The sequence below is a fragment of the Klebsiella sp. AqSCr genome (assembly GCF_008452795.1).
Taxonomy (GTDB): domain Bacteria; phylum Pseudomonadota; class Gammaproteobacteria; order Enterobacterales; family Enterobacteriaceae; genus Klebsiella; species Klebsiella pneumoniae.
The window spans coordinates 32,419-46,892 of the sequence record NZ_MJDM01000003.1; the positions used below are offsets into that span (position 1 = coordinate 32,419).

Annotated in this window: 14 protein-coding genes; 2 read left to right on the plus strand and 12 right to left on the minus strand. The window is 55.8% G+C overall.

Going from position 1 to position 14,474, the window contains the following annotated elements:
- Positions 1 to 147: 147 nt before the first annotated feature.
- Genes gabT through glaH form a run of 4 tightly spaced genes read right to left on the minus strand, consistent with a single transcriptional unit; the run spans position 148 to position 5,190 of the window.
- Positions 148 to 1,431: a 4-aminobutyrate--2-oxoglutarate transaminase gene (gene gabT / locus BHE81_RS02160; RefSeq protein ID WP_023302284.1), complete on the minus strand. Its 1,284-nt coding sequence runs from the start codon at positions 1,429 to 1,431 to the stop codon at positions 148 to 150.
- A 12-nt stretch (positions 1,432 to 1,443) separates the two neighbouring features.
- A complete protein-coding gene (gene gabD / locus BHE81_RS02165) occupies positions 1,444 to 2,892 on the minus strand; it encodes an NADP-dependent succinate-semialdehyde dehydrogenase (protein ID WP_023342983.1) in 1,449 nt (482 codons plus the stop codon).
- 24 nt (positions 2,893 to 2,916) lie between these two features.
- Positions 2,917 to 4,185, minus strand: coding sequence for an L-2-hydroxyglutarate oxidase (gene lhgO / locus BHE81_RS02170; protein WP_023302282.1), 1,269 nt, complete (start codon positions 4,183 to 4,185; stop codon positions 2,917 to 2,919).
- A gap of 27 nt (positions 4,186 to 4,212) precedes the next feature.
- A complete protein-coding gene (gene glaH, locus BHE81_RS02175) occupies positions 4,213 to 5,190 on the minus strand; it encodes a glutarate dioxygenase GlaH (protein ID WP_002889847.1) in 978 nt (325 codons plus the stop codon).
- Between the two features lie 460 nt (positions 5,191 to 5,650).
- Between glaH and BHE81_RS02180 the strand changes: the two genes are divergently transcribed.
- On the plus strand, positions 5,651 to 5,908 hold the full coding sequence (locus BHE81_RS02180; RefSeq protein ID WP_002889848.1) for a YjhX family toxin: 258 nt from the start codon (positions 5,651 to 5,653) through the stop codon (positions 5,906 to 5,908).
- 57 nt (positions 5,909 to 5,965) lie between these two features.
- Complete coding sequence (locus BHE81_RS02185; protein ID WP_016531937.1) at positions 5,966 to 6,715, plus strand: SAM-dependent methyltransferase; 750 nt, start codon at positions 5,966 to 5,968, stop codon at positions 6,713 to 6,715.
- A gap of 40 nt (positions 6,716 to 6,755) precedes the next feature.
- On the opposite strand, the gene BHE81_RS02190 is transcribed toward BHE81_RS02185, so the two are convergent.
- The 8 genes from BHE81_RS02190 to BHE81_RS02230 form a co-directional block, all read right to left on the minus strand.
- Positions 6,756 to 7,394, minus strand: coding sequence for a glutathione S-transferase family protein (locus BHE81_RS02190; RefSeq protein WP_002889850.1), 639 nt, complete (start codon positions 7,392 to 7,394; stop codon positions 6,756 to 6,758).
- Positions 7,395 to 7,611: 217 nt separating this feature from the next.
- On the minus strand, positions 7,612 to 8,874 hold the full coding sequence (locus BHE81_RS02195; RefSeq protein ID WP_012737442.1) for a PTS galactitol transporter subunit IIC: 1,263 nt from the start codon (positions 8,872 to 8,874) through the stop codon (positions 7,612 to 7,614).
- An 87-nt stretch (positions 8,875 to 8,961) separates the two neighbouring features.
- Positions 8,962 to 9,957, minus strand: a complete 996-nt coding sequence (locus BHE81_RS02200) for a 2-hydroxyacid dehydrogenase (RefSeq protein ID WP_004177325.1) — start codon at positions 9,955 to 9,957, stop codon at positions 8,962 to 8,964.
- A gap of 16 nt (positions 9,958 to 9,973) precedes the next feature.
- Positions 9,974 to 10,735, minus strand: a complete 762-nt coding sequence (locus BHE81_RS02205) for an SDR family NAD(P)-dependent oxidoreductase (RefSeq protein ID WP_004177323.1) — start codon at positions 10,733 to 10,735, stop codon at positions 9,974 to 9,976.
- A gap of 11 nt (positions 10,736 to 10,746) precedes the next feature.
- On the minus strand, positions 10,747 to 12,285 hold the full coding sequence (locus BHE81_RS02210; protein WP_023302281.1) for an FGGY-family carbohydrate kinase: 1,539 nt from the start codon (positions 12,283 to 12,285) through the stop codon (positions 10,747 to 10,749).
- Positions 12,286 to 12,305: 20 nt separating this feature from the next.
- Entirely contained in the window at positions 12,306 to 12,857 is a 552-nt protein-coding gene (locus tag BHE81_RS02215; protein WP_002889866.1) for a glycerol-3-phosphate responsive antiterminator, read from the minus strand.
- Positions 12,858 to 12,871: 14 nt separating this feature from the next.
- Complete coding sequence (locus tag BHE81_RS02220) at positions 12,872 to 13,663, minus strand: class I fructose-bisphosphate aldolase (protein WP_002889868.1); 792 nt, start codon at positions 13,661 to 13,663, stop codon at positions 12,872 to 12,874.
- A gap of 516 nt (positions 13,664 to 14,179) precedes the next feature.
- Positions 14,180 to 14,431 carry a zinc ribbon domain-containing protein gene (locus BHE81_RS02230; RefSeq protein WP_002889874.1) on the minus strand — a complete coding sequence of 84 codons (252 nt, stop codon included), beginning with the start codon at positions 14,429 to 14,431 and terminating at the stop codon, positions 14,180 to 14,182.
- Positions 14,432 to 14,474: the final 43 nt, after the last annotated feature.

Consider the following 14,474-nt stretch of genomic DNA (forward strand, 5'->3'; position numbering starts at 1 on the left):
TTTACCCTCTCGAAGTGTGTCACCTGGGAGAGCGCCCCGACGTTCCCGCGCCGGGGCACGCGTATTATTGTTGTTTTGCAGGTCTCGTCTTCATTCCCTTACGAACGTACTTCGCTTCCGCATGTGTTCTGTTCTATGCCTGTTTCTCTATGCCTGTTTCGCCTCGCTAAAGCAGTCGGCGATGATCTTGAGCCCCTGCTCGATCTGCGCCTCTTCGATGGTCAGCGGCACCAGGATGCGCAGCACGTTGTAGTACGGCCCGCAGGAGAGCAGGATCAGGCCTTTGTCGCGGGCGCGGGCGACGATATCCGCCGTCAGCCTGGCGTTCGGCCTGCTGCGGTCGCCCTCTTCAAACAGCTCAATGGCGATCATCGCCCCCAGACCGCGCACGTCGCCGATCTCCGGATGATCTTCAGCGATCGCCAGCAGGCCCTGGCGCAGGGTGTCGCCGAGCTGGTTGGCTTTTTCCAGCAGATTCTCCTGCTCGAAAATCTGTAATACCGCCAGGGCGGCGGCGCAGGCGATGGGGTTGCCGGCGTAGGTGCCGCCCAGTCCGCCGGGGGCGATGGCGTCCATCACCTCCGCGCGGCCGGTGACGCCCGCCAGCGGGAAACCGCCGGCAATGGATTTGGCGAAGGTGGTGATATCCGCCGCGACGCCCATCTGCTCCATGGCGAACAGGGTACCGGTGCGGCCCGCGCCGCTCTGGACCTCATCGGCGATGAGCATAATGCCGTGCTCGTCGCACAGGGCGCGCAGGCGCTGCATAAAGGCCGGGGAGGCGGCATAGAACCCGCCTTCACCCTGCACCGGCTCAATAATGATGGCGGCGATATCTTCCGGCGCGGCATCGTTTTTGAAGATGCGATGGATGCTGGCGATCGCCTCGTCATCACTGACGCCGTGCAGCGCGCATGGGTAGAGGGCGCGATAGACATGGCCCGGCATTAAGCCCATACCGGCGGAGTAAGGATTCACTTTGCCGGTCAGCGACAGGGTGTAATGGGTGCGGCCGTGATAGGCGCCGGTGAAGGCGATAGCGCCGCTGCGCCCGGTTGCCGCGCGGGCGATCTTCACCGCGTTCTCCACCGCTTCCGACCCGGTGGTGACCAGCAGGGTTTTCTTGGCGAAATCACCGGGCACCTTTTGATTCATCTTTTCGCACAGCGCCAGATAAGGCTCATAGGCCAGCACCTGGAAGCAGGTATGCGACAGCTTTTTCAGCTGGTCTTCGACGGCGGCGACAATCTGCGGATGCAGGTGGCCGGTATTGAGCACCGCGATACCGCCGGCAAAATCGAGATATTCCCGGCCTTCCACGTCCCACACCCGGCAGTTCTCCGCGCGTTCGGCGAAGATAGGGTGGATCTGGCCGACGCCGCGCGGGACCGCGTCGCTGCGACGCGCCATCATTGCTTTATTGCTGTTCATCCGTCGCTCCTGTTAAAGGCCAATGCACATATATTTGATTTCTAAGTAATCTTCGATGCCGTACTTCGAACCTTCGCGGCCGAGGCCGGAGGCCTTGACGCCGCCGAACGGAGCGACTTCGGTGGAGATAATGCCGGTATTGATGCCGATTATGCCGTACTCCAGCGCTTCGCCGACGCGGAAGACGCGGCTCAGATCGCGGGCGTAGAAATAGGCGGCGAGACCGAACTCGGTATCGTTGGCCTGGGCAATGACGTCGGCTTCATCTTTAAAGCGGAACAGCGGGGCCAGCGGGCCGAAGGTCTCCTCTTTCGCCACTTTGGCGCTGTCGGGAACGTTGACCAGGATGGTCGGCTGGAAGAAGTTGCCGCCCAGGGCGTGCGGTTTGCCGCCGGTGACCACCTTCGCGCCTTTGGCGATGGCATCGGCAATGTGTTCTTCAACTTTGGCCACGGCTTTCTCGTCGATCAGCGGGCCGGTGGTGACGCCGTCCTGCAGGCCGTCGCCAATGCGCAGTTTTTCCACCGCCTGCTGCAGCTTCTCGGCGAAACGGTCATACACCCCGTCCTGGACGTACAGGCGGTTGGCGCAGACGCAGGTCTGCCCGGCGTTGCGGAACTTCGACGCCAGCGCCCCCTCGACGGCTTTATCGAGGTCGGCATCGTCAAAGACGATAAACGGCGCGTTGCCGCCCAGCTCCAGGGAGACTTTTTTGATGTCTTTCGCGCACTGCTCCATCAGCTGGCGGCCAATCTCGGTAGAGCCGGTAAAGGAGAGCTTGCGCACCAGCGGGTTGCTGGTCAGTTCGCCGCCGACCGCGCCGGCGGAGCCGGTGACCACGTTGAATACTCCGGCGGGGATCCCGGCGCGATTCGCCAGTTCGGCCAGCGCCAGCGCGGAAAACGGCGTCTGGCTGGCCGGTTTCAGGACCATGGTGCAGCCGGCGGCCAGCGCCGGGCCCGCTTTGCGGGTGATCATCGCCGCCGGGAAGTTCCACGGCGTGATGGCGGCGGTAACGCCGATGGGCTGCTTAATCACCAGCAGGCGCTTGTCGGCCTGGTGGCCGGGAATGGTGTCGCCGTAGATGCGCTTACCTTCTTCGGCGAACCACTCAATAAAGGAGGCGGCGTAGCTGATTTCGCCTTTGGCTTCCGCCAACGGTTTTCCCTGCTCGAGGGTCATCAGGCGAGCGAGATCGTCCTGATTCTCCATCATAAGATCGAACCAGCGGCGCAGAATGTTCGCCCGCTCTTTGGCGGTCAGGGCGCGCCAGGCGGGTAGGGCGCGATTGGCGGCTTCAATCGCTTCGCGGGTTTCATCGGCGCCCATTTTCGGCACGCTGCCGAGCTGCTCGCCGTTGGCCGGGTTGGTGACCGCCATCACGTCGCCGTTGGGCGCATCGCGCCACTGGCCATCGATCATCGCCTGCTGGCGAAACAGTGTCATATCGTTGAGTTGCATAAACGCTTCCTGTCTTCAGGGTGGTTAACGGGTAAAAGCGGCGTGTAGTGTCTCCACGCTACGTGCCGCACGCAGCGTGCGTCCGGGATTGCTCTGGCTGGCCAGCAGGGTCTGCACCTTGCTGACGATATGCGCGCCGATCGGGATAGCGGAGGTGGCCGCTGGCGATGGCGCATTGCAGGTATGTATCGAACGCGCGGTGGTAACGAAGAGAAAATCGTCGATCAGCTTGCCCTGCGGCGACACGGCCTGCGCCCGCACGCCGGCCGGCCACGGGCGTAAATCGCTTAGCGTCAGGCTCGGGCAGTATTTTTGCACCAGCCGCAGATAGCCGCTTCTGCACAGCGAATTCTTCATTTCGCCCAGTCCGGAGCGCAGGTTGTTTTGCAGTACCCGGCGGATGCCGGGCGAGGTGAGGAGCTCCAGGGTATCGGCCAGCGAGATATCGCGCTTGCGGTAGCCTTCGCGCTTCAGAGCCAGCACGGCGTTGGGGCCGACGGTGACGCTGCCGTCGATCATGCGGGTCAGGTGGACGCCGAGGAACGGCATCGCCGGATCGGGGATCGGATAGATCAAATGGTTGACGATCTGGTTGTGCTGCGGCGCCAGCTGGAAATACTCGCCGCGGAACGGACAAATGATAAACCCGGGGTCGACGCCGAGCATTTTTACCAGCCGATCGGCCATCAAGCCCGAACAGGCGATCAGCGTCGAGGCCTCATATTCTCCGCCCTGGCGGGTGCGGATCACCACGCCGCTGACATGTTCTTTCAGGGCGCTGACTTCGGCGTTGTAGACGATCGTTCCGCCTTTCGCTTCGAAGTTCTTCGCCATTGCCGCCGCCACTTCGCGGTAGCTGACGATGCCGCTGGAAGGGACAAAGATCCCGCCGAGCCCGGTAATGTTCGGTTCGCGCTCGCGTAGCTCCCCGGCGCTTAGCCACTCGCGCTGCAGGCCGTTGGCGGCGGTGCGATCCCACAGGGCGCGCATCCGCTCCATCTCCAGCGGTGAGGTGGCGACCAGCATTTTGCCGCAGACGTCATAGCGGATGCCGTTCTGCTCGCAAAAGGCCTTGGTGGCGCGGTTGCCGGCGAAGCAAAACTGCGCCTTGAGGCTGCCGGGCGTGTAATACACCCCGGCGTGGATCACGCCGCTGTTGTGGCCAGTCTGATGGCAGGCCGGGCCGGCCTCTTTTTCCAGCAGCGCAATGCGGGCGTCCGGGTAAATCTCAATTAACTGCATGGCGGTCGACATGCCGATGATGCCGCCGCCGATAATCACGAAATCATACATCCGCTCAATTCCTTCGCCTGAAAACCCTTATTGATGAGTCTGGTAATGATTTGTGGAATACGCAAAGTAGCCGCGCTGGCGCATCAGCTCGCGGCGCAGGTCCGGGTGCGGCGTAAAGCGGTCGCGGCCGTGCAGCCAGAACAGGTTGTTAATGAGCAGAAATTTGCCCACCGGCACCGGTATGGAAAGGATGTTTTTGCTGGTCTCCAGTGCGTCGGAGAGGCGGCTCAGCCAGGTGCCTTCTTCGAAATCTTTCGGCTGGACGAACTGGTCGATATAGCGCATTACCGGGCGGCCCAGCGAATCGACGTCGAACACCGGGTGGAAAACATCCTTGCTGACGTTTTTGCTCGGCGGCGCGGCCCAGCGCATTGGGCGGCGAGCCAGCGGGTCGCGGAAAAATTCGTCGAGATGCTCCCAGTCGTCGAGATGCAGCAGCAGGGAATTGCCGCCCTGCATGTTCTGCTCGTCGATCTTCATCATTAATACGTAGTCGGTTTGCTCTTCGACGTAGGTGCCGTCGTTGTGCAGCTCCATCACCCGGTGCGGTTGGCGCAGGTAGCTGTCTGAGTTATCGACATTTTTCACCACGAAGCGGGCGTAATACTGACCGCTCATGGCGTCGAAGTTGGAACGACCAATCAGGTGGGCGACGGCGGTGGCCAGCTTGACCATCTCCTCGGCCTGGCTGACGTGATCGATCCCTTCGCCGTTGATAAGCAGCGCGCCTTCCGCGCGATCGAGCAATGTTTTGATCAGCAACGGCTGCAGCTGATTGCCACACAGATCGTCGAGGATCTTGCCGACCTGGAAGCGTAAGAAAGATTTGTACTCCAGCGCCTGCACCGGCCACTGCGCGACCTGCTGCAGGAACTGCGTGGTCGTTTCGGCGGAAAAGGTGAGCTCCAGCAGGCGCGGCGACTGGGCGGAAGGGGTGAAAGAAAAGCCAGGGTATTGCTGGGCTACCGGCGCGGGTGTCGGTTTTACTGCGGTCAGGGCGTTCATCAGGATCGTTCCTCGCTGTAAGGTCAGGGTGATGTTCATTTCGTAGCCATAAATTAAAAATATCTACATTTTTATAAAATGCGTACGAAATGGCCTTTTTGTTTCCATTTTGTGATCTGACAACAATTATTTAACAATGCGGAAGGGGGATAAGGTGGTGGTGAAAGTTGCGGAACAGAGCGGGTGGCGGATAGCGCAAAATGGGGATAGGGCCGAGGGAAATCGTAATACCGGTCACAGTTTTTAATCTGCACAATACCCTTACCAGATGAAGGTGTTAATATTCAGCTGGTAAATACCTTTCAATGCTCACTGAGGCTTCGATGCTGGAGAATGTCATTATCAGATAATCAGTTTCCCGACCTGCCCAGGCCGGACTGATTATCGCTGCGCTTAAACCTTACGCACACACCTGCGAGTGTAGGCATGTTTTCGCACATGATAATGAACAGGTTTCAGTATGAATTTATCCCGTCAGGAACAACGGACCTTACACGTTCTCGCCAAAGGTGGCCGTATTGCGCACGTCCGCGATACCTCCGGCCGCATTACCGCCGTTGAATGCTACACCCGCGAAGGGCTGTTGCTGAGCGACTGCACCCTTGCGGTCTTCAAAAAGCTCAAAACCAAAAAGCTGATTAAGTCGGTGAACGGCCAGCCGTACCGGATCAACACGACCGGTTTGAATAACGTTCGCGCGCAAGCGGACAACCGCTGAAATAGCGACCCGGGCAGGGTCGCTGCCCGGGCGTATGGCTCTCAAGGAGAAAACCTCATGATCGATATCCCTCGCATTTTTACCATCAGTGAAAGCGAGCACCGTATCCATAACCCTTTTACCCCGGAAAAGTACGCCACGCTGGGACGGGCGCTGCGAATGGCGCCGGGCACCACCATTCTCGACCTCGGCAGCGGCTCCGGCGAGATGCTCTGTAGCTGGGCGCGCGATCATCAGATCGTCGGCACCGGCGTAGACATGAGCCTGCTGTTCAGTCAGCAGGCGGCCGCCCGGGCAGAGGAGCTCGGGGTAAGCGACCGGGTAACCTTTGTGCACCAGGATGCCAGCGGATATGTCGCCAGCCAGCCGTGCGATATTGCCGCCTGCGTGGGGGCCACGTGGATCGGCGGCGGAGTGGCAGGCACAATCGAGCTGCTGAAGCAGAGCCTTACCCCAGGCGGCATGTTGCTTATCGGCGAGCCATGGTGGCGCAAACGTCCGGCCACGGCAGAAGAGGCGGTTGCCTGCGGCGCGCAGTCACCCGATGACTTCCTGACGCTACCGGCGCTGGTCGCCCACTTTGGCGAACTGGGCTATGACGTGGTGGAGATGGTGCTGGCCGACCAGGAGGGCTGGGATCGTTATGAAGCGGCGAAATGGCTGACAATGCGCCGCTGGCTGGAGGCCAATCCGCACGATGACTTCGCACCGGAGGTTCGCCAGCAGTTGACCACCGCGCCGCTGCACCATGTCACCTGGACCCGGGAATATCTCGGCTGGGGCGTGTTTGTCCTGATGGCGCGTTAACCGGTATGTCGGTAGCGTCAGGAGGCGCTACCGACCACCTTCAGACCTTCAGTTCGTCGTAGCTGACCATGACGTGCTGGCGAAAGGCGGGCCGTGAGGTTAGCCGTGCATAATACGCCGCAAGGTGGGGGAGGGGACGACGGGGGATATCGATTGCAAAGTAGCGGTACAGCACATGACCAAACTGGATATCGGCCAGGGTGAACGTATCGCCCACCAGATAGCGACTCCCGGCGAGACGTGCCTCGGCAATCGCCAGCTTTTGCTCCAGGGCCGTCACCGCCGCGGCGATGGCCTGCGGATCCCGCTCGGCGGCAGGCGTGCGCACCACGCGCCAGAACACCGGCGTCGTAAAGCCGAGGGCGATATTCTGCTTTGACCACTCGGCCCAGCGATCAACCTCAGTACGAGCCAGCAGTTCGCCCGGCCAGAAGGCGTCGTCGGCGTAGCGACTGGCTAAATAGCGAAGGATCGCGCCGGTTTCCCACAGCGGCGGATTTTCGTCATCCTGCAGCACTGGTACCGTACGATTGGGATTGAGCTGATAAAACGCCTCGCTGTCGGTACCGCCATAGCGATGCCCCACGTCGAACCGGAGATAGTCCAACCCAAGCTCGCCAACACACCACATCAGCGCCTGCACGTTAGAGGAGGTTTTTCGGCCCCAGATGGTCAGCATCGGGATCTCCAGAGAACAGGGAAAGAAGGAGCATAGCAGGTTGGGTTGAAAACGGGAGGGGGTACAAAAGAAATGAGCCACCTCGCCGCGCAGGGGGCGGACGCGCTGGTCAGATGTTCAAACCAGGGGCGTAGCTGAGCCAGCTATTCAGTGCACAGTATAAGAGGAAGAAACAGAGGGCAACAGTTTGCCCTCTGTTTACTTGAGTGGCCTTGTACTAAGGTGTGGCGCTAAAAAACTCGCCAAATTTGACGGCCAGCCAGCCGACAGGCGTCGTGGCGCCGCCGACGATATTGGTGATCTCGGCCATCCCTTCCGGCACCGGAATATGCGAGTTCACCGCCGCCTGAGTGTATTCTTGCGAAATGTCCGTCCCGACATACAGGATGCAGGTCACGATCAGGGTTCCGGTTATGAACATGCGGAACATATTTCGTTTACAGAACGGCGTGACCATTGCCAGCAGGAACATTAAGGAAGCCAGATCGACAAAGGGCAGTACGCGGTTGCCGGGCAGAATGATAGACAGCACCACAGCCATAGGGATTAACAGCAGACCGGTCGCCAGTACCGAAGGTTCACCGATCAGTAACGCCGTATCCATCCCGATGTAAAAATCGCGCCCCGGGAATTTAGCCTTCAGTTTTGCTTCAGCGGCATCACGGACAATCAACAATCCCTGCACCAGAATTTCAATCATTTTAGGCAGCAGCAGCATGGCGGCTGAAACCTTAATGGCCAGTGAAACGGCCGCGGAAACGTCATATCCAGCCAGGAAGGCCAACAGCAGTCCCAGCACAAACCCCAGGGTAACAGGCTCGCCAAAAACGCCGAATTTTTTATTAATACTTTCCGGGTCGAAATTGATTTTATTGATAAGCGGGATCTTATCAATGATGTAATTACAGGCAATGCCAAACGGCACGTAAGCTATACAGGTAAGATGGGGGAATGATATCCCTTTAAGATTATAGTTTTTTTGTAAATACGGCGCCGTTAAATCTGCCGCCAATAGCGTCAACACAAAAATAGCGAATGTAATACCGACCGAAAGCCAGTAATTTCCCGTTCCGGCATAGACCACAGACCCCATGATCAGGAAAATCCAGTAGTTAAAAATATCGATATTCACCGTTTTGGTTAATTTCAACAGAAGCATGGCCAGGTTGATGACGATAAAGCCCACCACGACGGGCAGCATCAGCGGCGAACCCCAGCCAATGGTCGATGCGGTAGGCCAACCGGTATCAACGACCGTTAACTGCAGGCCGATACGCTCAACCATCGCCTGCGATGCCGGGCCCAGGTTTGTCAGCAGCAGGCCAATCACCAGCCCCACCCCTTCAAAACCAATGCCTACCAGCATCCCTGCTTTAAATGCCGTACCGATTTTAACGCCAAAGCAAAGCGCGATAATAAAGAATATTACTGGCATCATTACTGATGCCCCCAGACTAATAATGCTGTTGATAATATCCATAATGATTCCTTAAAAGGCGGGCGAATTGGGCACGAGTAAACCCGTGCCCATTGGGCCTGTTAATACCTTTAATGGTTCTTTTAATATTTAACTGAGTTTCTTTAAAAGGATCTCAGCGAAGAGTTTGGGCGAATTACTGAATGCGTCAATGGTACTCCCGGCAATATGCGGCGTAATGGTCACGTTATTCAGAGTATAGAATGCACTGTCGTCTGGAAGCGGCTCGTCATCAAAGGTATCAAGCGCGGCGCCCATGATTTGCCCGGATCTGAGCGCATCAATCATCTCTTTTTCATTGATTAACCCGGAGCGTGCCGTGTTAACAATGATGGCACTGCGCTTCATCAGCGCGAAATGGTGTGCGTTAATCAGATTTTCGGTTTCCGGCGTCAGGCGAGCATGTAACGAGATAACGTCGGCGCGTTGTACCAGTTCGTCCAGAGAATCGACTTTCTCATAACGTTCATGGCCTGCAACGTACTTATCGTAAAAGATAATCTCCGTGCCAAAGCCGCTGAGAAATCCCGCGACCAGTTGGGCAATATGACCGAGGCCAACCAGCCCCACGACTTTTCCGCCAAGCTCCGGGATCGCCTGATGGTTCGGACTGTCTTTACGCCAGTATTTGTCACGCAGGGCATCGTGTGAACGGGCGATATTGCGCATTTCCGCCAGGATCATGCCGACCGTGAATTCGGCGACGCTGCGAGCGTTACGCCCCGGGGTGTTCATCACCTCAACGCCCCGGGCGTTCGCCACCTGAAGATTCACGTTTTCCACGCCACCGCGGAGCACGCCTACATATTTCAGCTTTGGTAGTTTATCGAACACCGCAGTATTGACGGGGGCAAACTGAGTGATCAGGATGTCAATATCATCCGTTCCCTGAAGCAGCGCTTCCGGTAAGGCCACGGCTTCTGCTCCTTCCTGTTCAACCCGCAGATTATCTTCCTGAAGTTTCTCAACGGAGCCATGTGACCACTCGCGTACTTCTACTTCAATCCCGTTATCCCTGAGCGCTTTCAGTCCTGATTCCATCATCGCTGCATTGATAAACAGATCGGCAATTGCCAGACATTTCATAATGATTCTCCCTAGATTAACGCATCAACATACCGCCGGTAACGTCCAGAGTTGCTCCCGTCATATAGCTGGTCTTAGGAGAAACCATGAAGACTCCGATGTCGGCAATTTCTTGCGGCTGGGCCACGCGGCCCACCGGAATACGACTGACGTAATAGTCAGGGTTTTGCTCAATGTTCTTACGGATCATCGCAGTATCCATGATCCCGACGGCGATATTGTTCACATTGATTTTTTGTTTGGCGACTTCCCGCGCCAGAGAGATAGCAAAGGCGACCAGGCCGGCCTTACTTGCCGCGTAGTGCGCATGTCCCGTCGTGGAGCCGTGGAACGCGGCCTGCGAGGTAATATTCAAAATGCTGCCCATCTGGTCATGCTGCAGGCAGTGATTTACAAACAGCTGGCTGAGATGGAAGATGGCTTTCAGATTGACATTCATCACCAGATCCCAGTCCTGCGGGCTGATCTCGGTGACGTAGCCGCTCAGCCAGATCCCGGCGTTATTCACCAGAATGTCGGCTTTACCCAGTCTGTCGATACAGGTGGCAAACAGATTTTCCCGGCTCTGTTCGTCAGAGAGATCGGTTTTGACCGCGATGATCTCTACGTTCGCGCTGGCCTTCACCGTTTCGATCAGCCGTTCGGGATGCTCTTCCTCACGCATATAGGTAAAGCAGATATTGACGCCTTCTTTGGCGAGAGAAAGAACAAACTCTCTCCCCAGGCCGGTTGCGCCGCCTGTCACGATGGCCGTACGATTCGTTAAATTCAGATCCATTTTTTCCTCACTTAGTGCGCGATGTAGTTGCTGCAGCTTTTCCACGGCGACTGCATTTCTGATAACAGGTTTTTGTAAAGCTGGTATTTGGTCTGGTAGACCCGGTGGTTTTCCGGATTAGGGGAGACGGTGCGTGAGACATGGACCATGTCGTTTGAGGCAGAAAATACCTCCGCAAACCAGCCCACCATAACGGCGGCGGTCATCGCGGTACCCAGGGTCCCGTGCTCTTTGACGTCAACGATTTCCAGCGTGGCCTGGAAGATATCGGCGAATATCTGCAGCCAGACCGGGGAGTTCGTGACGCCGCCAGCAATACGAATAGTGCGGCTTAGCTTCGGGTTAATATTGCGTAAGCGCTCGGTGTGGTAGAGATGGCTGAAGGCCACGCCCTCATAAATCGCCCGCAGAAAATGGGCTTTTTTATGGAAGCTGTTGACACCGATAAAGCCGGCCGAGGCGTCGGGAATGGTGTTAGAGCCAAACACGAACGGAAAGAACAACAGGTGGCTTTCATCCGGCGTCGTTGACGAAACCAGCTTATTACACAGGTCATAGACCGACGATCCTTGTTCGGCGGAGGTTTTCCGATCGCTCTCCATAAAGTTGTTAATAAACCACTCCAGGTTGCTCGCGGAGGTGGGGCTGGCCTCGGTGATGAGCCATTTACCTTCAATGGGATAAATGGAGGTCATAAACAGATCTTTATCAATAACCGGGTGGTCGGTAACGTATTCGTTTATGCTCCAGGTGCCGGTGACGATCGCCATCTTATCGAGACTGTTAATCCCCGAGGCAATGGAAGAGGCCGAGATATCAAACACCCCGCCAGAAACCGGCGTACCTGCGCATAAACCGGTCAGACGGGCCACGTCGTCAGTGATTTTTCCGCAGCATTCTGTTGAGCGTTTGATGGGGGGCAATTTGTCCCGCAGTTCATCAAGTCCCCACCATGCCAGTAGTTCATCGTCATACTTGCAGTCACGTACGTTGATCAGGTTGGTCCCTGAGATATCGGTCAGCTCAAGAAAAGCCTCTCCGGTCAGGTAAAAACGGATCAGGTCCTTGACCATAAAAATATAACGCGCTTTTTGCAGCGTCTCGGGCTCGAAATCCTTCAGCCATGCCAGCAGGGCGACAGGTTGTCCGGCCCAGATGGACTGCATCGTTTTTGGCAAAATGTCGGTAAGGAATTCTGGTGAGCGTTGCCATCTCTCAACGTACTCTTTTGCCCGGCTATCGGTGGATATAATGCCGTTACGCACCGGGTGACCTTCTTCGTCGACCAGATACAGACCGTTACCATGACCGGTGACGGCCACTCCTTTTATCTGGCTGGCGTCGATACCTGATTGCTCAATCGCTTTTTTAATCACTTCGACATTCGCGGCCCACAGCTCATCGATACTGCGCTCTGTGTGGAATTCCCGGGGTGTCAGCATCTGCGTGGATTTTGAGGCGATGGCGAGCACCTGTCCTTTACGGTCATAGATGGCTGCCTTGGTGACGGTTCCACCATTGTCGATGCCCATGACGTATTCATCTTTCATTCGCGTGGACTCCTTATTGGTTACCATAAGCCGGGCTCGCTGGTGGTTATCCCTTTAAATCCGGCATGGAATATTTTATCTACAAGGTATTTGCGCTTAACAAAGCCTCCGGCGATGAATACCACATCAAAGCCTTTCAAATTTCGGCTAATCAACTCCAGACACTGGCAGGCATATTCAGCAGGTAAGATTTCAATTGCGTCCGGTGGACTGTGTTTAACAATATCGAGCGACTGATCAAGCGATCGCGAATCGATAAGTAAAACCCGATATACGGTCAGCAATCCCTCTTTTTTGGCGTAGCGTAGCGCGGAGAGATTGGAAGAAATAACACCATCAACCTTGTAATAATTTTTCAGCAGATTGATCCCCGCCTGATCCGGTTTAAAGCCGCCCAGTAATTCAAGGTGAACGAGGACCTTCTTACCGCTTTGATGGCATTTGCCAATCAGCGACTGCAGATTGCCGATATTCGCTTCGGATAGCAGCACATATTCTGACTGGCAGGATAATGCTTTCTCAAAGTATTTATACTTCCTGATGGAAGGGATGATGGTGTTATTTGAAATCATATTAATTTCCGATGTTATTTAGCCATGTAGAGGCTGTATGCATCTTCCGCTGTTGCGTTTTCATGGATGATGGCATTCAGACCTGCTACCACTTTCGCCGGCTGCGGATCCTGGGTAATGTTTCGTCCCACAGCCACGCCTTTCGCACCCATCTGCATACAGTGCTGAACAAATTTGAAGTAACCGTCGATGCCGGTTTTTGGCCCTCCTAAGGCAAGCACCGGCACGCCAGCAGCTTCAACGATCAGTCGGTCCTCTGGTGAACCGGTAAAACGCGTTTTGATGACGTCCGCGCCCAGCTCCACCGCTGCGCGGGCCGATGCAGCGATGATGGCCGGATTGTTAGAGTCATCGCTGGTGACGGGATAACCATACGGGAGCGATTCGACAATCAGCGGTACATTCCAGCGATCCGCTGCCTGTGCGAGTTGCATCGCCATAATGTGGGTTTTTTCTTCATTGAAGGCGCCGGGGAAGGTCATGCAGACCACGCCCTCGGCAGCGACTTTAAGCGCATCTTCGACGGAAAAAACGGGGGTAGTATCGGGAACGGTATTGTCAAAGATACTGACCGTGCTGTCGACGCGTAACACAACGGGAACGCTGTTCAATGCTTCCCGATAATTCTTCAACATGCCGTACGTGACGAGCGCGCAATCCAGGCCGTGTTCCACCAGAGCAGGGAGCTGATTTATCGTATTATCAATACCATTTGTTTTCGTGGAAAAATAGTAGCCATCCAGCGCTAAGGTCACGGATTTACCGTCTTTTGCGAATATTCTTGAGAGACGACGTTCTTTAGACATTTATTTACTCCTGAGATAAAAAAAACAAAAAAAAAGCCCTCAGAGACTCGCGTCTCTGAGGGCTTTCTGTTCACATACCCTTTTGATAATGGTTCAGGGATCCAAAGCATTATCAATACAATTTTTTAGCAAAGTGAGAAAGGTTTAACTTTTGTTTAAATTAAATCTGTTCTCTTGCGTGATTAAATAACTAACACACGCGATAACTTATTGTCCAGTTGGTATCGTTGAAATGAGAGATTCATCACATCAATATGTTGTATTACCTGAGAAGTTCTGGGTTAAATACAGAAACCGACCCCTTAAAAACCAGGCAATAACGCATCCGGACAAGGGGAGAACGCCAGGCGTTTATTTCATCCGCATGAAGAACGCATCCATGCATGCTCCAGCCTGCAGGTCGTCATCCCCAAACGCGTATTTATTCCTGTCCGGATGGCGTACAAAAACGCTATAGCAATGTTGTCGGCATGGCGGTCTGTCCCCGGGATGATTTCCTCCTGCCGCCCGGGCAAATTACTCGTCCGCTTTGTGCGCCCAGGCAGGCATCGCCGTCAGGTAACGTTTTGCCCGTTTCCGTGATTCCGCTACGCCCACCTTTTGCCAGGCGTCGAGAAAAGCCGCCAGACCGGATACGGCCTCTTCCCAGGATTTCAGATTACCGTCGCTGTCGCTGCAATACGCGCAATATTTATCGCTGGCCCCTTGCGCATCGGGTGCGGACATCGGCATTCCGCAGGCCTGGCAAAACCTTTCGTGCTGTGTCATAGAGCGCTCCTCCTGTCGGTTGGTTGTCTACTAAACATACAGA

Excerpts from the sequence above, each read along its gene's own strand:
- BHE81_RS02200 (WP_004177325.1), bottom strand. The coding sequence starts at position 9,957 with ATGAAATGTCTGGCAATTGCCGATCTGTTTATCAATGCAGCGATGATG.
- BHE81_RS02220 (WP_002889868.1), bottom strand. The coding sequence starts at position 13,663 with ATGTCTAAAGAACGTCGTCTCTCAAGAATATTCGCAAAAGACGGTAAA.
- BHE81_RS02195 (WP_012737442.1), bottom strand. The coding sequence starts at position 8,874 with ATGGATATTATCAACAGCATTATTAGTCTGGGGGCATCAGTAATGATG.
- BHE81_RS02180 (WP_002889848.1), top strand. The coding sequence starts at position 5,651 with ATGAATTTATCCCGTCAGGAACAACGGACCTTACACGTTCTCGCCAAA.
- lhgO (WP_023302282.1), bottom strand. The coding sequence starts at position 4,185 with ATGTATGATTTCGTGATTATCGGCGGCGGCATCATCGGCATGTCGACC.
- BHE81_RS02210 (WP_023302281.1), bottom strand. The coding sequence starts at position 12,285 with ATGAAAGATGAATACGTCATGGGCATCGACAATGGTGGAACCGTCACC.
- BHE81_RS02230 (WP_002889874.1), bottom strand. The coding sequence starts at position 14,431 with ATGACACAGCACGAAAGGTTTTGCCAGGCCTGCGGAATGCCGATGTCC.
- gabD (WP_023342983.1), bottom strand. The coding sequence starts at position 2,892 with ATGCAACTCAACGATATGACACTGTTTCGCCAGCAGGCGATGATCGAT.
- BHE81_RS02185 (WP_016531937.1), top strand. The coding sequence starts at position 5,966 with ATGATCGATATCCCTCGCATTTTTACCATCAGTGAAAGCGAGCACCGT.
- gabT (WP_023302284.1), bottom strand. The coding sequence starts at position 1,431 with ATGAACAGCAATAAAGCAATGATGGCGCGTCGCAGCGACGCGGTCCCG.
- BHE81_RS02215 (WP_002889866.1), bottom strand. The coding sequence starts at position 12,857 with ATGATTTCAAATAACACCATCATCCCTTCCATCAGGAAGTATAAATAC.
- BHE81_RS02205 (WP_004177323.1), bottom strand. The coding sequence starts at position 10,735 with ATGGATCTGAATTTAACGAATCGTACGGCCATCGTGACAGGCGGCGCA.
- BHE81_RS02190 (WP_002889850.1), bottom strand. The coding sequence starts at position 7,394 with ATGCTGACCATCTGGGGCCGAAAAACCTCCTCTAACGTGCAGGCGCTG.
- glaH (WP_002889847.1), bottom strand. The coding sequence starts at position 5,190 with ATGAACGCCCTGACCGCAGTAAAACCGACACCCGCGCCGGTAGCCCAG.